Below are 20007 nucleotides of genomic sequence, written 5' to 3' on the forward strand. Positions count from 1 at the left end.
GCCATGGTTTGCCGTTCACTTTTTTAGCTGCATTTATTTTCAAACTTGCGCCGTTGGCCTTTGTTTTTTGAGGCATGGCTGAAGATTCTAATACGGTAGAACAAGATAAAGGCCGTCTGAAAGATGAATTTCAGACGGCCTTTTTCACGGCTTTTAGTGTTGTTCTTCCGGCTCGGGTTCGTCTTTGCCGAACCAGTTGTCAAAGCGGATGGTGTATTTCAACTCGCCGCCGGAGGAGCGCGTGCCGATGCGGGCAACGGCTTGGATGGCGCGGGTCAGTTGGTACACGAGTTTGACGGATTGTTCGGCGCTGGAGATGCCGTATTCGTAACCTGCGTAGAGGTTGTTGGTGAGCTGTTTGCCGACGGTCAGGACTTGTTCGGCAGGGTTGAGCTCGCCGGTTTGGGCGTTGCGGCTGCGTTTGCTGGTAAAGCCCAAATCGTCGACAAGGCCGATGCGGTCGTTGACTTGGCCAGCAAGCAGCGCGCTGGCGGCCGCAGAGAGCGTGGCGTTGTCGCCGTCACTGCCGCTGCTGGCACGGTTGAGGATGAGCCAGGAGAGTTTGTCTTTTTCACTCATGGCTTCCTTGGCAACCAAGGTCACGCGCGGATTGTTGAGGCTGCCGAGGACTTCGACACCTGCACCGACCGGGGAGAGACGGCGTTCGGCACGGATGTTGAGGTTTGGATTGGTCAGCGGGCCGACAAAGGAAACCGATCCTTTGGTGATGTCGAGGTCTTGGCCGTAGGCTTTGTAGCGGCCTTTGACAACGCGCACGGTACCGACGCCTTGGACGGCTTCGCCCGGATGTGATGTGATGGCCAGTTTGCCGCCGATGGTAACGTCTGCGCCGTAGCCGACAAAACGGACATTGTCGTTGATGTTCAAGACAAGGTTCATATTAATCGGCGTGGTGGCCGTTGCTTCTTTTTTGGTTTCGCCCAGTACAACCACGTCGTCATCGAGGGTCGGCATGGAGGATTTTTGCGAACCAAACCTGCCGTAGTCGGTGTTGAGCGTGCCGTTGAGTGATACGCCTTTTTCCGGATTGTAGAGGACTTTGGCCGCGCCGGAGAGCTGCAGTTGGCGGTTTGGACGCGAGAGGGTGCGGTATTTGTCGAAGACGATGTCCACGTCGACATCGGGGTTGGCGTTGGCAAGGTTGACCGCGCCTTTGAGCTCAATCGTGCCGCCACGGTGGAATTTGAGGCTGTCGATCACCCATTTTTGACCCTGCAGGCGTGAACGCAATACGCCGTTGTCGAGAATCAGGCCTTGGGTTTGATGGCGGTAATAGAGGTTGTCGCCGTTAATCAGGCCGCTCAGTTGCGGATCGTTCAGACGGCCTGCCAAGTTGACGGCGGCGTTCAGACGGCCTTTGAGGGTTTGGCCAACGGGCAGGAAGTTGCGGAAGACTTCGAGGTTGGCAACGTTCAGGTTGAGTTTGCCGCTCAGAGGGGCGGTATCGAAGCTGGTGCCTTGACCGATGTTGACGGTACCGTCGGCCCGGCCGTAATTGGTTTGGAGGTCGAGGTTGCTGTTGACGGTAGGCGAACCGAGTCGGCCGCCGATGGTGGCGGTCGCGTTCAGACGGCCTGCAATGCCTTGGGCTGTCGCCGGCATAAAGGATTTGAGCGAGCCCAAATCGGGAACGCTGATATTGACTTTGCCGCTGACAGGGGCCTTGTTGATGTTGTTGCCGAACTGCTGGGCGATACCGAGCGTGCCGTCAACTTTGCCGAAGCGGGTGTTGCCTTCCAGCGTGCTGTCGATGCGGCCGTTTTGGAAACGGGTACGCAGGGCGAGTGCGGAAAGCCCCAAAGGCTGTTTGTTTTTCGGGTCTTTGCCCGGCAGGATGATGTCGCCGCTTTGACGGTTGATGTTGAGGAAGCCGCGCGCGTTTTGACTGTACGCCAAATCCCAGTCGCCGCCCAAGACGAGGTTGTGTTCGATGGGCGGAGTGTAGAAGTTGTGCAATTCGGTAATGTGCAGATTTTGTGCGCTGCCTTTACTGGTAATGCCGGCTTTCTTGTCCCAAACGAAATTTTGCAGGTTGAGGCTGCCGCCCATGGCCGCCCAGCGTGCGCTGCTGAGGGAAACACGTTCGCTGCCGGCTTCGAGGTTGAGGCGGTTTTGCAGTTTGAGGTTGAACGCGCCGTTGATGTCGAGCGTGTCAACCGTGCCTTTCCATTGGGTTTGGTCTTTGTTGAGGCCGCCGGTGGCGTCGAGGTCGAGCTTGTAGCGTTTGTTGTCCACCGCCATGCTGCTGTTGCCGCGGATGTGGTGGTGCGAGCCTGTGCCGCTGATGAGCAGGTTGACGTTGTCGATCAGGGCCGCGCCGCCTGAGACGGCGATGTGTTCGCCTTTAATATCGGCACTCAACGGACGGTTGGTGTCGGGCGAACCTTTAAGCTTGAAGTCGAGGGTGCGGATGTTGACGGTATCGGCGATTTTGAAGTTACGTGCTTCGCCGTTCAAATCGGCTTCAAGGGTTTTGAGGCCGTCTGAAAAACTGCCGGAGATGTAGCCGCGCGCGTTGAGCAGGCCGCCCAAGCCGAAGCCGAAACGCGACAAATCGGGGGCGGTAATGTTGAGGTTGAGGCGGTCGCCTTTTTTGCCGAAGCTGCCGTTGGTTTTGACGATGTTGCTGCCGAGGGTCAGGTCGGTCAGGGCGCGCGAGAGGTGTTTGTTTTCATAGGCGACGTCGGCTTTGCCGCTGAGCGGAACGCCGTTGAGCGTACTCGGTGCAAACTGCATTTTGCCGGCGAATTTTTCTTGCGCCAGTATGCCGGTCAAGTTGATGTTGCCGTTGACGCTACCTTGCGGAAGCTGCGGATCGATGCGCGCAGGGTTGAAGGCTTTGCTGACGATGTCCAGTTGCAGTTTGCGGTCTTTGAAGAGTTCGAGCGAGCCTTTGGCATTGAGTTCGCCGCCGTTTTGCGGAACCAGGCGGACTTTGTCGAGCTTGAGCGTGCGCTGGCCGAGCTGTTTGTCGGTTTGGAAAAACAGCATGCCGTCTGTACGCGCAAATCCGCTGTCGAGATTCCAGTTGACGACGGGGGAGGAGGTTTCGCCTTTGACGTCGATACTGCCGTTCAGACGGCCTGCGATATTTTGACGGACAAAGTCGTCTGCGCCGGTATTGTTGATGCCCAGTGCGAGTTTGAGCTGGTCTTGGGCGGTATCGATAGAGCCGGATACATCGATGCTGCCGTCTTTGAGCAGGTCGACGCCGATGTCTTCAATCATGACCGTGCCTTTATCGTCGACGATGAATTCGCCGAGGATGCGTTTGACGGGGATATGATTTTCATCGGCAAAACCGGCTTGGTCGTTTTCCAAGTCAATCGAGCCTTCCAACGCAACGCCGTTGGTAAACGACGGAATGGTGGTAGCGTCGAAATTTAGGCGCGCTTTAGGCAGGCTGGGCAGGAAGGCCTGCGGATTGATATTGAAACCTTTAATCAGGATTTCGCCGACGGTTTCATTGAGGCTGTCGGCGAATGGGTGAATGGTGGATTTGGCCGATAAATGAACGTTGTCGCTATCGAGCAGCAAGTCGGTGGATACGTCTTGCAGGCTGCCCCACAGGCGCACCGTACCATGTAGGGTTTCGCCCTCAAGCTGGCCTTTGGTGTAAATGGCGGTATTGAGGACGTAGGGTTTGTTCAAACCAAGCACTACCGCGCCTGTCGAGCTGCTCCAGGGCGTATCGGCAGTTTTGATGTGGAGGCGGTGTTCTTTTTTGTCGTAATGATAGGCTGCGTGTAGGTGGTCGAGATAGACGGTTTGCTTGTCAAAACGCTTGCCTACGCTGATTTTGCCGGTTTCCAAACGGTCGAGATAGGCGGTAACGGGCAGGTCTATGCTGTCGGGCAGGCCTTTTGAAGGCTCTTCTTCTTTAGGCGGCGTGCGTTTGGTCACGATGGCGATGTCGCCGGCCACGACTTCGGTAATGTGCAAGGACGGACGGGTCAGCTCGGACGGTTTCCAATCAAAGCGGAAGCTGCTGATTTTGACATCCGCACCTTCTGTTTCAATCAACCATTTGTCGCCTTCAAACCCGTCAATCAGCGTGCCCTTCAGCGTATCCGAGGAGATTTTGACGCCGAACCATGACGGGATTTTGTACAAACCGAAACGCAAACCCGATTCCGTCCCAACCAGCCAGCCGATCGCGCCGGCGGAAACGGTCAATACGCCCAAGGCGGACAGGACAAAGCCGCGCAACAGGCGTTTTTTGCGCTTTGGCGGGGCAGGCTGTTGTTCAGACGGCGTGGAAGTGTTTGCAGTATCGGTCATGATATTTTTCTGTTTGTCTGTTGTTCAGACGGCCTGAAATGGCTGAGGCCGTCTGAAGGAATGGATGGTGAGTATGTTTTTTAAAACCTTGTGCCCAAGCTGATGTGCCAGCGGATTTTTTTGTCGTGATGGCCGTAGGCAATATCGAAGGAGAACGGTGCAACCGGGCTGAACCAGCGCACGCCCAAGCCGGTACCGTGTTTTAAGGTCATGTGTTTGAAGTTGCTCGCCGCATCGCCGACATCGTGGAAGATGGCGCCGGAGAAGCTTTTGGTAACCGGGAATTGATATTCGAGGCTGCCGACCACCAAGGCGCGTTGCGGCAGGACGGAGCCGTTGGGGCCTGCCAAGCCGATGCTGTCGAGTTCGTAACCGCGTACGGAAGTTGCGCCGCCGGTGCGGAACATCAGGCTGGACGGCACTTCTTCGCCTTCGCGGGCATAAACATAGCCTGCCTGTCCGCGTACGATGAATGTACCGAGTTTTTTGTTTTCAGGCGTGAAGAAATAGCCTGCGCGTGCCGTGGCGCGTGCCATTTGGGTGGAGGAGAGGAGTTTGCCCAAAGTTGTACCGATTTTGCCGTCGAGGTAATAGCCGTTTTGAGGGTGCAGCTCGGTTTCGATGCTTTGCCGTTTCCATGAGGCGGTCAGCATGGTGGCATGGCTTCGGCCCAAATCGTAGCTGGTGTTGGGGACTTTGCGGTCTTCGGTAATGAATTCGAGGCCGAAGCGTGCATCAATATTGTTGCGGTCGCGGACATACCAAATACCGCTGGTCAGGGCGCGTTTTTCAAGGTTTTGCGTGGTCGAGCGATTGTAGGAAACGTTGCTGGTCCAGTAGTTGCCGCGGTTGTTGCGCGGTTGGCTGATACCGGCGGCCAGCGTGGTTTCGTATTTGTCCATGTCCCAAACGATGGAACCGATATAACCCTTGTTAAAGAGGTTGTAATAGTCGTAGGCGATGCGGCCGCCGATTCCGTATTCGGAGTCGTAGCGGATACCGGTTTCCAGTTTGTGGCGTTTGACTTCAGTCACGTTGATTTTGACGGGAACGCGGTCGCCTTGCAGTTGGTCGAAGTCGGCCTGTACGGACGCGCCGGAGTAGTGGCCGTTTTGTTCGAGCGCCTGTTGCAGGTCGAGGATTTTGTCTAAGTCGTAAGGCGAACCGGGTTGGAAGCGCGCCATGCCGGAAACCACGCTCTCAGGGTAGCGGCGTGCGCCGGTGATTTGGAAATCGCCGAAGTAAATGGGGCGGTTGCTCTCCACGATGACGTTCAAGTCGGCTTTTTGGGTATTGGGATTGATGGTGGCTTGGGTGGTAGTGAGTTTCGCCAAAGGGTATTTTTTGCGTGTTACCGCGCTGAGGACGGAGGTTTTACTTGCACTCCAGCCGTCTTGGTCGAAGTTTTCGCCGATGGGCTGCTGCCAGTTTTCCATCGCATTTTGGTAGTACTCGGCCAAGTTGTCATCATTCAATACGTCGCCGAGGATGGCCACGCTGACGTTGTCGACTTTGGTGCGCGGGCCGGGGGTGACGTTGACGGTATAGCTTTCGCCGTGGTCTTGAATATTGACGTTGCTGTTGAAGTAGCCTTTGGTCCGGAGCATCGTTTTGACGTTGTCGGGCGCCTCTTCGGCGAGGAAGCCGACCTGCTCTTTGTCCAGCTCTTCGTCCTGCTGCTGGGTAATCAGCGGCAGGTATTCTTCAAGCATTTCTTTGATTTCGCTGTCTTGGGTGTCGATTTTGACGGGGAATTTGGGCTTGAGTTTGCCTGTTTGGTCGTCTTTGGGCTGCTTGGGCATTTCAGATTCGGGAATAGCCTCGTAGTCTTCTGCTTTGGGAACGGAAGTATCTACTGCCAACGCGTGTCCGTAGGCGAGCGCCAATGATGCAAATAAAACAGGGTAGGTCAGTTTGGTCATGATGTGTGTTCGACAGCGACAATTCTTCAGTTTGGGGATTTTAACATTATTTCTGCAAGCTTTCAGGCTATGGTTGTAAACGGAAATTTAGCGCGATGACGTTGCAAAAGGCGACGTAAGGGCGGATTTTGGTTTGTTTCTATCTGATTGTAATATTTATGTTTTGTGTTTTGACTGATGAAGTTACCTTTATATTCGGCTCTATGGCGCAGATTTCAGGCCGTCTGAAATCAAGATTATAGAGGGATAAGGCAACGGTATGGGTATGCTTGAAAGTAGGATTTGAGCAGGTTTGATTGTATTTTTGGCATAAAGTGCCAACTGTGTCATAAATGCTAAACTTTAATGCTGTTTTTGTGAGGTGTGCATGAAAACCTCGCCGACAAATGATTTTTTATTTTAGAATGTAAGACTTTTTTAACATATCTTTAAATTGAAGGAACGGATATGGCAAGTGGCAATCCGCTTTTAAACGCGATCAACAGCGTCAGCCTGGTGGTGCAAATCGCCATCGGCTTGGTTTTAGGTATTCTTGTGGGCGCAGTTGCGCCGCAAGTCGGTATCAGCGCAGGACTGCTGGGCAGCCTGTTTGTCGGTGCGCTTAAGGCTATTGCACCGATTTTGGTATTTGTTTTGGTGACTGCCGCCATTGCGCAACACCAAAAAGGCAATCAGGCCCACATAAAACCGATTTTGATTTTGTATATTTTCGGTACGTTCGCAGCGGCTGTGGTGGCGGTTGTCGCCAGCATGGCATTCCCGACCACGCTGATTCTGCGTGCGGCAGGCGATGTATCCGTTGCGCCGCCTTCCGGCATTGTCGAAGTATTGAAAACGCTGCTGATGAATTTGGTGGCCAACCCGATTAACGCACTGGCTAATGCCAATTATATCGGCATTTTGGCTTGGGCCCTGATATTGGGTGCGGCTTTGCGCCATCACGGTTCGGATACGACCCGCCAAGTGGCGGCCGATTTGGCTGATACCGTTTCGACCGTTGTGAAATGGATTATCCGTTTTGCGCCGCTGGGTATTTTCGGCTTGGTGTCCTCTACCATTGCGGAAACCGGTTTTGAAGCGCTTGCCGGCTATATGCAGCTGTTGGCCGTATTGCTCGGCTGTATGCTGTTTATCGCTTTGGTGGTCAATCCGATTATTGTGTGGACGCAAATCCGCAGCAATCCTTTCCCGCTGGTGTTTACCTGCCTGCGCGAAAGCGGCGTGTATGCCTTCTTTACCCGTTCTTCCGCCGCCAATATCCCTGTGAACATGGCATTGGCGAAAAAACTTGGCCTGCACGAAGACACTTACTCTATCTCCATTCCATTGGGTGCAACCATCAATATGGCCGGTGCGGCAATCACCATTACCGTTTTGGCGATGGCTGCGGCGCACACGCAAGGCATTACGGTTGACTTCGCCACCGCCCTGCTGTTGAGCCTGGTGGCTACCGTCAGCGCGTGCGGTGCATCCGGTGTGGCTGGTGGTTCGTTGCTGCTGATTCCTTTGGCGTGCAGCCTGTTCGGTATCGATAACGATGTGGCCATGCAGGTGGTTGCCGTCGGCTTCATCATCGGCGTGATTCAAGACTCTGCAGAAACTGCGTTGAACTCTTCCACCGACGTTTTGTTTACTGCCGCTGCCGATTTGGGCCGTCAACGTAAAGAGTGATTTTTAAGGGCAACCTAAATCCAGCAAAGGCCGTCTGAAAAGTTTCAGACGGCCTTTGCTTTGGGAAAAGGAAAAGGGATTTTTAGATGGCCAAGCCGATAGATTGGTTTGGTCGGACTGACGGTATCCGCTGTCATCAGTTGGATTTTTCCCGTAAAATACAGTCTTGAATGTATTTGAACACCTCTTTTCAGACGGCCTGACCGTCTCATCACATTTGCAAAAACAATGATTAAAAAAATATTCTCATGGTTCGAGTCCCGCATCGACCCTTATCCAGAAGCCGCGCCGAAAACGCCAGAAAAAGGGTTGTGGCGGTTTATTTGGAGCAATATTGAAGGCGTGCGCAAATGGATCGCCGTGTTGGCCGTGTTTACGGTCGGCGTCGGCATCATGGAAGCCTTGATGTTCCAATTTATGGGCAAGGTGGTCGACTGGCTCGGCGCGTATACACCGCAAACACTTTTTGCTGAAAAAGGCCATGCATTAATCGGCATGATGGCCATGGTGGCATTTTTTGCCGTTTGGACCTTTTTCGCGTCCAGTGTGCGCCTGCAAACCCTGCAAGGCGTGTTCCCCATGCGCCTGCGCTGGAATTTCCACCGCCTGATGCTGGGACAAAGCCTAGGCTTTTATCAGGACGAATTTGCAGGACGTGTGTCCGCCAAAGTCATGCAGACCGCGCTGGCGTTGCGCGATGTGGTGATGACCGTTGCCGATATGGTTGTGTATGTGCTGGTGTACTTCATCACTTCCGGTGTGATTCTGTCCTCATTCGATGCCTGGCTTATCGTGCCGTTTATCTGCTGGATGATTGGATTCGCGATGATTATGCGCTTCCTGATTCCCAAACTCGGCAGAACCGCTGCACGCCAAGCCGATGCGCGCTCGTTGATGACCGGCCGCATTACCGACGCCTATTCCAATATCGCCACCGTCAAACTCTTCTCTCACGGCGCACGCGAGGCCGCTTATGCCAAGCAGTCAATGGAAGAGTTTATGGTAACCGTCCATGCCCAAATGCGTTTGGCAACGCTGCTGTATACTTGCAGTTTTATCGTCAACAGCTCGCTGACCGTAGGCACGACCGCCTTGGGTATTTGGCTTTGGTATCACGGCCAAGTCGGCGTAGGCGCGGTAGCCACCGCCACGGCCATGGCATTGCGTGTGAACGGTTTGTCGCAATACATCATGTGGGAATCCGCCCGATTGTTTGAAAACATCGGTACCGTCAACGACGGCATGGCTACCCTGTCCAAACCCCACACCATCCTCGACAAACCGCAAGCCCTGCCGCTTAAAGTCACCCGAGGCGAAATCAAGTTTGATCACGTCGATTTCTCCTACGAAGCAGGCAAACCGCTCCTCAACGGCTTTAATCTGAACATCAAACCCGGCGAAAAAGTCGGCTTGATCGGCCGCAGCGGCGCGGGCAAATCCACCATCGTCAACCTGCTCCTGCGCTTTTACGAACCGCAAAGCGGCACGATTTCGATCGACGGCCAAAACGTGGACAGCGTTACCCAAGAAAGTCTGCGCGCCCAAATCGGTTTGGTGACGCAAGATACCTCCCTGCTGCACCGCTCCGTGCGCGACAACATTATCTACGGTCGTCCCGATGCGACCGAAGCCGAAATGATTTCTGCCGCCGAACGCGCCGAGGCCACCGGTTTTATTCCTAACTTAAGCGATGCCAAAGGCCGACGCGGCTATGATGCGCACGTTGGCGAACGCGGCGTGAAACTTTCCGGCGGCCAACGCCAACGCATCGCCATCGCCCGCGTTATGCTTAAAGACGCGCCGATTCTATTGCTTGACGAAGCCACCAGCGCGCTTGACTCCGAAGTCGAAGCCGCCATCCAAGAAAGCCTCGACAAAATGATGGAAGGCAAAACCGTGATTGCCATCGCCCACCGCCTCTCCACCATCGCCGCGATGGACCGCCTCATCGTCTTGGACAAAGGCCGCATCATCGAAGAAGGCAGCCACACCGAGTTGCTCGAGAAACAAGGCCTGTATGCCAAACTTTGGGCGCACCAAAGCGGCGGCTTCTTGAGTGAGCATGTCGAGTGGGAAAACAATTAAACGCTTTGAAAGAAGATAAAAGGCCGTCTGAAAAAAACAATAATTTATATCGTGCTTAATTTGATGTCATGAATTAAAATGGTTGGGTAATTCAACGATAATCTACGCTAACTTTAGAAAGACAATATGAAACGATCTATCAAATATTTGAGTATGGCTGTACTTGCACTTACAACCAATGCATGGGCAGGAAGTGCGGAAGAAGAGTTGCTGAATGCATTTGTAAAATGTGATGCATCTATGTTTGATATCTTGAAAAACAAGCAGGAGCAATCGAGTAAATATGCTCCGATTGAGAAAGTAGGAAAGACTGCACGTTTTCAGTTAGGTAGTGCCGATGAAGATGGGAAAAGACAGGTTATCTTCAATAAACCGATAATAGTAAACGGCATACATTTTAGTAGTTTTTCGGCAGAATATTCGGAACTGCCGGTTAATGAGACGGGTAAAAATCCTGTTTTTTATTTCTGGGGGTTCGAGCTTAAAAAAGCTCGGGCTGCTGATGTGGTAGCAAAGTTCCCTCAATGGGGATTGAAACCGATGGGAGAGGATTTTGTGACTTCTCCGCAAATTATTATTAATAGTCATAAGTCTTTGCGTTGGCAGCCAAATATGCAAGCAACGTCTGGTTCGATGCCTGCAAAAAATACAGTAGAAAAATCGCTGATATTGGAAGAGAGTGACGGTAAAACTTCTCTTATCTGTACTATTCAGGGTTATCCGAATGATAAACTGATTCGTCGTGAACGACTTGATCTAATCGGGGGAAAGTAAAATGAAAAAGTTAGCTGTTTTTTTGATGACAATTTGTTTACCAATCTCAGTATTTGCCGATAAGCCAAGATTTTTGCCGATGCTGGAGGGTGCTCAGAGTCGTGTTTATGCAGATATGGAAAGTATCAAAAATCATCCTCACAATCCAAATTTGTTAGTATATGATGTGATAACTAATTTTGATGATACGAATAAAAATTTGGCAGGTACTTCCATGATAGAGAAGCACTATCTGGATTGTCTGAACAGGATTGATATTATGAATCCGGAGCCGGTAAAGCTATACAGTCGTCATTTTGGAAAAGGGAAATTATTGCATGAGATCCCAAGGGAATCTGAACGGTTTGAAATGAAAGAGATTTCGACGATGAGTATACTATCTGCTACTGTGTGTAGTGTCGGCGGCCATGATTTTGGTGGTAATCCGAATGCTTTAGAAGATATGGGAAAAGCGTTGGATAAAATGGAACAAAAGAAAGGTCGGAAAAGATAAATCTCAAGGCCGTCTGAAAACATTTTCAGACGGCCTTTATTAATGAAGCAAGGGCAGGTGGGATAACCGCCCTTTTTTAGTTGAAACCTTAGTTTTTTACAGCCCCAGCGACCAAGCATTTTGGTGTTCGGACAAGTCTTCCAAGCGGTTTTCGTAATGGGCGAAGATTTCTTCGATGATTTCGTCTTCGTCGTCGATGACGCGGATCAGGTTTAAATCCTCTTCCAAAATCAGGTTTCTGCCCAGCAACTGCTCGCGTATCCAGTCCAACAGTCCCGCCCAAAATGCTTTGCCCACTAAGATAATCGGGCGGTCGGGTGTTTTGCCGGTTTGCACCAAAGTCAGGCTTTCAAACAATTCGTCCAATGTACCGAAACCGCCGGGCATAACGACATACGCCACGGCGTGTTTGACGAACATGACTTTGCGCGGGAAGAAGTGTTGGAATTTAATCGACAAATCCTGATACGGATTGGCTTTTTGCTCGTGCGGCAACACGATATTCAGCCCCACCGCCGGGCTTACGCCTGCAAATGCGCCTTTGTTGGCCGCCTCCATAATGCCCGGTCCGCCGCCGGAAATGACGGAAAATCCGGCATCCGACAGTTTGCGTGCCAAGCGCAATGTGAACGCGTAGTCGGGATGATCTTCAGGCGTACGCGCGCTGCCGTAAATGCTGACGGCTGGCTGAATGGCGCGTAACTCTTCGCCGGCTTCGACAAATTCGGAAATAATTTTCAATACATGATACGACTCGCGCGCCTGAATATCGCGGCGGGTTTCGTCGGGCAGCATGGGTTTGGGCAGTTTTTTGAGCAGGCTCACGGCTTTTCCTTCGTGTTTTTATGTGCAGTATTGTAACCCGAAAGGGGCAGGCCGTCTGAAAGTTGGGTTTCGGCGGCAAGTGTGCCTGCCACATTTTCAAAAGCCCGTTACAATATCTGCTTTTATTCAACTGCTCCGCCATGCTCGATATTATCCACCGCGACAGCCGCACCGTTGCCGTCAACAAACCTGCCGGAATGCTGGTGCACCGAAGCTGGTTAGACAAACATGAAACCCGTTTTGCCGTGCAGACCCTGCGCGACCAAATCGGGCAGCACGTCTATCCCGTCCACCGCCTCGACCGCCCGACTTCCGGCGTCTTGCTGTTTGCACTCGATACCGAAGCCGCACGGTTATTGACGCAGCAGTTTGAAAACAAAACCATCGAAAAAACTTATTGGGCGATTGTTCGCGGTCATCTGCCTTCAGACGGCCTGATTGATTACGCCCTCAAATATATGCCCGACAAAATCGCCGAAGCGCAGACCGAAGCCACATTGCAGGAAGCGCAAACCACCTACCGCTGTCTGGCGCAAACCGAGTTGCCGTTCCAATCCGCCCTGCGTTATCCGACCTCGCGTTATTCGTGGGCCGAACTTACGCCGCACACAGGTCGCAAACACCAACTCCGCCGCCATATGAAACACATTTTCCACCCCATCGTCGGCGACACCAACTACGGCGATTTGCGCCAAAACCATGCCGTTGCCGAACATATCGGCACGCAACGCTTAATGTTGCACGCGCGAAGCCTCAGTTTCCAAAGCATAGAAGACGGCAGCCGGATGACTGTACAAGCGCCGATAGACAACGACTGGCGGCTTTGGATGGAAAAATTCAAAATCGAGGCCGTCTGAAAAGCCAAACTGCACATTTTCAGACGGCCCGGTCATGGAAAAAAACAGGCAAATCCCTTACAATACGCCCCTAAAATTTTGAAAGAACACAAGAATCATGGAAGCCGAAGTAATCAACCAGCTTAACAACACCCTAAACGACTTGGAGAAGCGCAGCGAAGACATCCGCGTCTATATGGACTATCAAGGCAAAAAAGACCGCCTTGAAGAAGTCGTCGGCCTCTCCGAAGATCCGGAACTCTGGAACGACCCCAAACGCGCCCAAGAAATCGGCAAAGAGCGCAAAATCCTCGAAGGCATCGTGGTGACCCTCGACAACATCGCCACAGGTATCGAAGACAACCGCATACTGATTGAAATGGCCGTCGAAGAAAACGACGAAGAAGGTTTCGCCGCCGTGCAGGAAGATGTGGCCGGTTTGGAAAAACAAATGGCCGATCTCGAATTCAAACGAATGTTCAACCAGCCTGCCGACCCGAACAACTGCTTTATCGACATCACCGCAGGCGCGGGCGGTACCGAAGCCGAAGACTGGGCGGGTATGCTGTTCCGTATGTACAGCCGCTACGCCGAGCGCAAAGGCTTCAAAATCGAAATCCTTGAAGAAGACGACGGCGAAATCGCAGGCATCAACCGCGCCACCATCCGTGTGGAAGGCGAATACGCCTACGGCCTGTTGCGTACCGAAACCGGCGTTCACCGCTTGGTTCGCTACTCGCCGTTTGACTCCAACAACAAACGCCATACGTCGTTCTCATCCGTGTTCGTTTACCCCGAAATCGACGACTCCATCGAAATCGAAATCAACCCGGCCGATTTGCGTATCGACACTTACCGCGCATCCGGTGCCGGCGGTCAGCACATTAACAAAACCGACTCTGCCGTGCGTATTACCCACGAGCCGACCGGGATTGTGGTGCAGTGTCAAAATGACCGTTCGCAACACGCCAACAAAGCCGCTGCGATGGAAATGTTGAAGTCCAAACTGTACGAATTGGAAATGCGCAAACGCAACGAAGAGAAGCAGGCGTTGGAAGAAGGCAAGTCCGATGTGGGTTGGGGCAGTCAAATCCGCTCATACGTTTTGGATTCCTCACGCATCAAAGACTTGCGTACAGGCTACGAAGTCGGCAACACCAAAGCCGTATTGGACGGCGACTTGGACGGCTTCATCGAAGCCAGCCTGAAACAAGGTGTGTAAACCGTAAGAGATAAACAGGCCGTCTGAAAGATTTCAGACGGCATTTTTCAGTTTGAAAGAAACATTATTTTGCAAATATTAAAACATGTTTTGCAAATGCAAAGATTGGCGGTAATATATAGTTTCTATAAAAATGATTGGTAGGTGCAATAGGCCGTCTGAAGCCTGATCCTGTCCGATATATTAGGAGAACTTATTAAATGTCCGGTCAAAAGCTGTCTTCTGCCGAGAAAACTTTCTTCGGCCATCCTTTGCAATTATCCACCCTATTCCATATTGAGCTGTGGGAACGTTTTTCCTTCTACGGTATGCAGGGCATCCTGCTGATTTATCTGTATTACACCGCGAATCAAGGCGGTTTGGGTATGGATAAAGCCTTGGCCGGCGGCATTGTCGGCGCATACGGCGGCAGCGTTTACCTGTCCACCATTCTCGGCGCATGGTTGGCCGACCGCATTTGGGGCGCGGAACGTACCCTGTTTATCGCCGGTATCGTCGTGATGACCGGCCATATTTTATTGGCGATTGTGCCGGGCTTGATGGGATTGCTGTTGGGTTTAGTGTTTATCGCGCTGGGCAGCGGCGGCGTGAAATCGTCTGCCGGTTCGATGGTCGGCTCTTTGTATGAACGGGACGACCTGCGCGAATTGCGTGATGCCGGTTTCTCCATTTTCTATATTTCCATCAATATCGGCGGTTTCTTAGGCCCTTTGTTGACCGGTATTTTGCAAGACAGAATGGGATTCCATTACGGTTTCGGCGCGGCGGCCGTCGGTATGGCATTTGGCCTGCTGTGGTATTCGCGCGGCCGTAAAAACCTGCCGCATACGCCGGCTCCGAATCCGTTGCGCCCTGAAAAGGTACAGACTGCAATAGCTGTCGGTGTGTTGCTGGTTTTGGTGTTGGGCAGCGTGATTGCTTCCGGCGCGCTCAATCTTGAGAACTTTTCACGCTGGCTCTTGGGCGTGGTCATTATCACTGTTATCGCTTATTTCGCACGCCTGCTGGGCAGCAGCCAGGTTGAGGCGGCCAATAAACGTTACATCATGGCCTATATTCCGCTGTTTTTGACCATTTGTATGTTCTGGGCGGTTTGGTTTCAGGTGTACACCGTTGCAACGGTTTATTTTGACGAAACGGTTGACCGTACTTTCTTCGGCTTTACCGTGCCTGTTTCATGGAAAGATTCGATACAGGCCATGTGGGTGGTTCTCTTCTCCGGCGTGATGGCAGCGGTGTGGACGAAAATGGGCAAACGCCAACCTAAAACGCCATTGAAGTTTGCGCTGGCCATGTTGATAACCGGCGTCTCTTATTTGTGTTTCATTCCGTATATTTCATCCGAGACCCCGATGCCGATTATCGTGTTTATGCTGGTGTTGCTGGCGATTACGATAGGCGAGTTGATGCTGTCGCCGATTTCGTTGTCGTTTTCCACCAAAATCGCACCGAGTATGTTTAAAACACAAATGGTTGCGTTGAATTTCTTGGCTTTGTCCATCGGCTTTACCTTGGGCGGAGTGTTGTTTAAAGACTACTACAATGCTCAGTCGCCATTGGATTTCTACTGGATGCTGGCCACCATCGGCGCGGTAACCTGCGGTATCCTGCTGGTACTCGCCCCGGTATTGAACCGCATGCTCAAAGGTGTCGATTGATTTTTCTATTTAAAATAATGTGATGTAAATACAGGCCGTCTGAAAAGAATCAGTTTTCAGACGGCCTGATGTTTTTATTGAGGTTTGGAAAAGGGTGGTTTTCCATATTTTTGAAGTAAATCGGACAGGCGGAAAACCCGAATTAAATGATACATGATTAAACTGAAATTAAAATTGCGAAATATTAAATAAGAATAAGAATTGTTCTCATAACTTTATTGAATTTATTAGGGTTTTTTTGCTGATTTGCTGATATTTACCTTTAAATGGCTTTTGAAATTCGATAAAATGGTAATCTATTTTTAAGATTTGTCTGTCAACCAGTTAGGTACGACCATGTTGGCCAGTTACTTTCCCGTCCTCGTATTCATCCTCGTCGGCCTTGCGGCCGGCGTGCTGTTTATTCTGCTCGGCACAATTTTAGGCCCGAAACATCACTATGCCGAAAAAGACGCGGCTTACGAATGCGGTTTTGAAGCCTTTGAAAACGCAAGGATGAAGTTCGACGTGCGCTATTACCTCGTCGCCATCCTCTTCATCCTGTTTGATTTGGAGGTCGCGTTCATGTTGCCGTGGGCAGTTGTGTTCAAAGATTTGGGCGCGTACGGCTTCTGGTCTATGCTGGTGTTTATCGTCGTTCTGACGGTAGGCTTTATTTACGAATGGAAAAAAGGTGCGCTGGAATGGGAATAGAAGGCGTTTTGAAAAAAGGTTTCATCACCACCAGCGCGGATACGGTGTTGAACTATATGCGTACCGGTTCATTGTGGCCGGTTACTTTCGGCTTGGCCTGCTGCGCCGTGGAAATGATGCATGCGGGTATGGCGCGTTATGACCTTGACCGTTTCGGCATCATTTTCCGTCCGTCCCCACGTCAGGCCGACCTGATGATTGTGGCAGGTACGCTGACCAACAAAATGGCGCCAGCCCTGCGCCGCGTATACGACCAGCTCGCCGAGCCGCGCTGGGTATTGTCTATGGGCTCGTGTGCTAACGGCGGCGGCTATTATCATTACTCTTATTCCGTTGTGCGCGGTGCCGACCGCGTTGTGCCGGTAGACGTTTATGTGCCGGGTTGTCCGCCGACTGCGGAAGCCCTGATTTACGGCCTGATTCAGCTCCAACAAAAAATCAAGCGCACTTCCACCATCGCGCGTGACGAGTAAGGAGAGGACGATATGGCAAGCATTCAAAACTTATACGACACCGTCGTCGGCGTGCTTGGCGATCAGGCAAGCAAAGTCATTTCAGCTTTGGGTGAGATTACCGTCGAGTGTCTGCCCGAACACTATATTTCCGTCATGACCGCATTGCGCGACCATGAAGAGTTGCGTTTCGAGCTTTTGGTTGACTTGTGCGGTGTCGATTACAGCACTTACAAAAACGAAGTATGGCAGGGCAAACGCTTTGCCGTCGTCAGTCAGTTGCTTTCCGTTAAAAACAATCAACGCATCCGCGTACGCGTCTGGGTTTCAGACGACGACTTCCCCGTAGTCGAATCCGTAGTCGATATTTACAACAGCGCGGATTGGTACGAACGCGAAGCCTTCGATATGTACGGCATCATGTTCAACAACCACCCGGACTTGCGCCGCATCCTGACCGATTACGGCTTTGTCGGACATCCGTTCCGCAAAGACTTCCCGATTTCCGGCTATGTGGAAATGCGTTACGACGAAGAGCAAAAACGCGTGATTTACCAACCTGTTACCATTGAGCCGCGCGAGATCACGCCGCGTATCGTCCGTGAGGAGAACTACGGTGGCCAATAAATTAAGAAACTACACCATCAACTTCGGCCCGCAACACCCTGCGGCGCACGGCGTATTGCGTATGATTTTGGAGTTGGAGGGCGAAACCATCGTCCGTGCCGACCCGCATATCGGCCTCCTGCACCGCGGTACTGAAAAACTGGCTGAAACCAAAACCTATCTGCAAGCCCTGCCCTATATGGACCGCTTGGACTACGTTTCCATGATGGTCAACGAGCAGGCGTATTGCTTGGCGGTAGAAAAACTTGCCGGTATCGATGTGCCTATCCGCGCCCAATACATCCGCGTGATGTTTGCTGAAGTAACGCGCATCCTCAATCACTTGATGGGCATTGGTTCGCACGCATTCGACATTGGTGCGATGACCGCCATTCTCTACGCCTTCCGCGATCGCGAAGAGCTGATGGACTTGTACGAAGCCGTTTCCGGCGCGCGTATGCACGCGGCCTACTTCCGTCCCGGCGGCGTTTACCGCGACCTGCCCGACTTCATGCCTAAATACGAGAGCAGCAAATTCCGCAATGCCAAAGTATTGAAGCAGCTCAACGAATCCCGCGAAGGTACCATGCTCGACTTTATCGACGCCTTCTGCGAGCGTTTCCCGAAAAACATCGACACACTCGAAACCCTCCTGACCGACAACCGTATTTGGAAACAGCGTACCGTCGGCATCGGTGTTGTCACTCCTGAGCGCGCCATGCAAAAAGGCTTTACCGGCGTTATGTTGCGCGGTTCCGGCGTAGAATGGGACGTGCGTAAGACACAGCCTTACGAAGTGTACGACAAAATGGATTTCGACATCCCAGTCGGCGTCAACGGCGACTGTTACGACCGTTACCTCTGCCGTATGGAAGAAATGCGTCAATCCGTACGCATCATCAAACAATGTTCCGAGTGGTTGCGTGTCAATCCGGGTCCGGTCATTACCACAAACCACAAATTCGCTCCGCCCAAACGTACCGAAATGAAAACAGGTATGGAAGACCTGATTCACCATTTCAAACTCTTTACCGAGGGTATGCACGTTCCCGAGGGTGAGACCTACACCGCTGTCGAACATCCGAAAGGCGAGTTCGGCGTTTACATCATTTCAGACGGCGCAAACAAACCCTACCGCCTGAAAATCCGCGCACCCGGCTTCGCCCACCTGCAAGGCATGGACGAAATGGCAAAAGGCCACATGCTGGCCGACGTCGTTGCCATCATTGGTACGCAGGACATCGTATTCGGGGAGGTTGACCGATAATGTTATCCGCAGAATCCTTAAAACAAATTGATATTGAGTTGGCAAAATATCCAGCCGACCAACGCCGATCCGCCATTATGGGCGCATTGCGTATTGCACAAACCGAAAAAGGCTGGCTTGCTCCTGAGACCATTGCCTTTGTTGCAGACTATATCGGCATCTCGCCTGCACAAGCCTACGAAGTCGCTACTTTCTACAATATGTACGACCTTGAGCCTGTCGGCAAATACAAACTGACCGTTTGTACCAACCTGCCCTGCGCCCTGCGCGGCGGTATGGCTACCGGCGAATACCTCAAACAAAAACTCGGTATCGGCTACGGCGAAACCACGCCCGACGGCAAATTTACCCTTGTCGAAGGCGAATGCATGGGCGCATGTGGCGACGCTCCGGTCATGCTGGTCAACAACCACAGCATGTGCAGCTTTATGACCGAAGAAGCGATTGAGAAAAAATTAGCAGAATTAGAATAGATCGTCTGAACATATTCGGTTTGTAATCAAACTTACTAGTTATTCCAAAATTTTAAATTGTGATTTAAAAGTAACAATAAAAAGGGAAGCGGTTAATGAAAGGGATAATTGTTAAGTGGGATGATGAAAAAGGTTATGGTTTTATACGGATAGATGGTAGTAAACAAGAAATTTTCTGCCATATTTCTGACTTTTCCCAAAGAAGCCCTCGTCCTGAACTTAATGAGGCGGTTGGCTTTGAAGTATCTGCTAACGGAAAAGGAAAAAATGTTGCTAAACAGATTCGTTACTTGAATCGTGAGGCAAGAGATTTTAAGCGGAATCATAACCATCGTTCGAGTGCAAAGAAAAAATCATTTTTTGCCTTAGATACGTCGTCTTCCATATTGACGCAATTGGTAGGGTTGGCACTTTTCGGGTTAATTGGTTATCAGATATATCAATTCGCCGCAGCAAAATTAGTCCCTAAACAAACTAATGCACCAGTAGAGCTTAATGATCCAGCTACGATACAAGCTAAAAAAAGCAATAGTAATAAATATCGTTGTGATGGCAGGCAATATTGTTCTCAGATGGTGTCATGCGAAGAGGCCAAATGGTTTTTACAGAATTGTTCTGATACCAAAATGGATGGTGATGGTGATGGGATCCCATGTGAAGATAAATGCGGTGGATTGTGATAACTTCAGCAAAGTAGACTAGGTCTATAACCATGAAAACGAAATACA

At 51.4% G+C, this 20007-nt stretch carries 16 protein-coding genes; 13 read left to right on the plus strand and 3 right to left on the minus strand.

Going from position 1 to position 20007, the window contains the following annotated elements:
• Positions 1-153: 153 nt before the first annotated feature.
• Entirely contained in the window at positions 154-4302 is a 4149-nt protein-coding gene (locus HMPREF2560_RS02380; protein WP_070606457.1) for a translocation/assembly module TamB domain-containing protein, read from the minus strand.
• A gap of 80 nt (positions 4303-4382) precedes the next feature.
• Positions 4383-6224: an autotransporter assembly complex protein TamA gene (locus HMPREF2560_RS02385; protein WP_070606454.1), complete on the minus strand. Its 1842-nt coding sequence runs from the start codon at positions 6222-6224 to the stop codon at positions 4383-4385.
• 447 nt (positions 6225-6671) lie between these two features.
• On the opposite strand from HMPREF2560_RS02385, the gene sstT reads away from it, so the two are divergent.
• The 4 genes from sstT to HMPREF2560_RS02405 all read left to right on the plus strand — a co-directional run bounded on the left by sstT (position 6672) and on the right by HMPREF2560_RS02405 (position 11247).
• The gene (gene sstT, locus HMPREF2560_RS02390; RefSeq protein ID WP_070646271.1) at positions 6672-7895 is read left to right on the plus strand and encodes a serine/threonine transporter SstT; all 1224 of its coding nucleotides are present in this window, start codon (positions 6672-6674) and stop codon (positions 7893-7895) included.
• A gap of 228 nt (positions 7896-8123) precedes the next feature.
• Positions 8124-9980 carry an ABC transporter ATP-binding protein gene (locus HMPREF2560_RS02395; RefSeq protein WP_070873675.1) on the plus strand — a complete coding sequence of 619 codons (1857 nt, stop codon included), beginning with the start codon at positions 8124-8126 and terminating at the stop codon, positions 9978-9980.
• A gap of 126 nt (positions 9981-10106) precedes the next feature.
• Positions 10107-10754 (plus strand): hypothetical protein, encoded by a 648-nt coding sequence (locus HMPREF2560_RS02400; protein WP_070873676.1) that lies wholly within the window; start codon positions 10107-10109, stop codon positions 10752-10754.
• Position 10755: 1 nt separating this feature from the next.
• Positions 10756-11247, plus strand: coding sequence for a surface-adhesin E family protein (locus HMPREF2560_RS02405; RefSeq protein ID WP_070606441.1), 492 nt, complete (start codon positions 10756-10758; stop codon positions 11245-11247).
• Between the two features lie 96 nt (positions 11248-11343).
• On the opposite strand, the gene HMPREF2560_RS02410 is transcribed toward HMPREF2560_RS02405, so the two are convergent.
• Positions 11344-12072 (minus strand): LOG family protein, encoded by a 729-nt coding sequence (locus HMPREF2560_RS02410; protein WP_070606439.1) that lies wholly within the window; start codon positions 12070-12072, stop codon positions 11344-11346.
• Between the two features lie 140 nt (positions 12073-12212).
• Here HMPREF2560_RS02410 and truC point away from each other — a divergent pair, with 140 nt between their 5' ends.
• The 9 genes from truC to HMPREF2560_RS02455 all read left to right on the plus strand — a co-directional run bounded on the left by truC (position 12213) and on the right by HMPREF2560_RS02455 (position 19959).
• Positions 12213-12929, plus strand: coding sequence for a tRNA pseudouridine(65) synthase TruC (gene truC / locus HMPREF2560_RS02415; RefSeq protein ID WP_070606686.1), 717 nt, complete (start codon positions 12213-12215; stop codon positions 12927-12929).
• A gap of 97 nt (positions 12930-13026) precedes the next feature.
• Positions 13027-14130, plus strand: coding sequence for a peptide chain release factor 2 (prfB, locus tag HMPREF2560_RS02420; RefSeq protein ID WP_070606437.1), 1104 nt, complete (start codon positions 13027-13029; stop codon positions 14128-14130).
• Between the two features lie 200 nt (positions 14131-14330).
• Positions 14331-15788: an oligopeptide:H+ symporter gene (locus tag HMPREF2560_RS02425; RefSeq protein WP_070606434.1), complete on the plus strand. Its 1458-nt coding sequence runs from the start codon at positions 14331-14333 to the stop codon at positions 15786-15788.
• 336 nt (positions 15789-16124) lie between these two features.
• Positions 16125-16481, plus strand: coding sequence for an NADH-quinone oxidoreductase subunit A (locus tag HMPREF2560_RS02430; RefSeq protein WP_070606431.1), 357 nt, complete (start codon positions 16125-16127; stop codon positions 16479-16481).
• On the plus strand, positions 16472-16954 hold the full coding sequence (locus HMPREF2560_RS02435; RefSeq protein WP_002215610.1) for a NuoB/complex I 20 kDa subunit family protein: 483 nt from the start codon (positions 16472-16474) through the stop codon (positions 16952-16954). Before HMPREF2560_RS02430 ends, HMPREF2560_RS02435 begins: the two co-directional genes overlap by 10 nt.
• Before the next feature lie 12 nt (positions 16955-16966).
• Positions 16967-17560, plus strand: coding sequence for an NADH-quinone oxidoreductase subunit C (locus HMPREF2560_RS02440; RefSeq protein WP_070734951.1), 594 nt, complete (start codon positions 16967-16969; stop codon positions 17558-17560).
• Positions 17550-18806 carry an NADH dehydrogenase (quinone) subunit D gene (gene nuoD / locus HMPREF2560_RS02445; RefSeq protein ID WP_049332998.1) on the plus strand — a complete coding sequence of 419 codons (1257 nt, stop codon included), beginning with the start codon at positions 17550-17552 and terminating at the stop codon, positions 18804-18806. Before HMPREF2560_RS02440 ends, nuoD begins: the two co-directional genes overlap by 11 nt.
• A complete protein-coding gene (gene nuoE / locus HMPREF2560_RS02450) occupies positions 18806-19279 on the plus strand; it encodes an NADH-quinone oxidoreductase subunit NuoE (RefSeq protein WP_004467713.1) in 474 nt (157 codons plus the stop codon). Before nuoD ends, nuoE begins: the two co-directional genes overlap by 1 nt.
• A gap of 95 nt (positions 19280-19374) precedes the next feature.
• Complete coding sequence (locus HMPREF2560_RS02455) at positions 19375-19959, plus strand: cold shock domain-containing protein (RefSeq protein WP_070873677.1); 585 nt, start codon at positions 19375-19377, stop codon at positions 19957-19959.
• The last annotated feature ends 48 nt before the right edge of the window (positions 19960-20007 follow it).

The organism is Neisseria sp. HMSC078H04 (assembly GCF_001838135.1).
GTDB lineage: Bacteria > Pseudomonadota > Gammaproteobacteria > Burkholderiales > Neisseriaceae > Neisseria.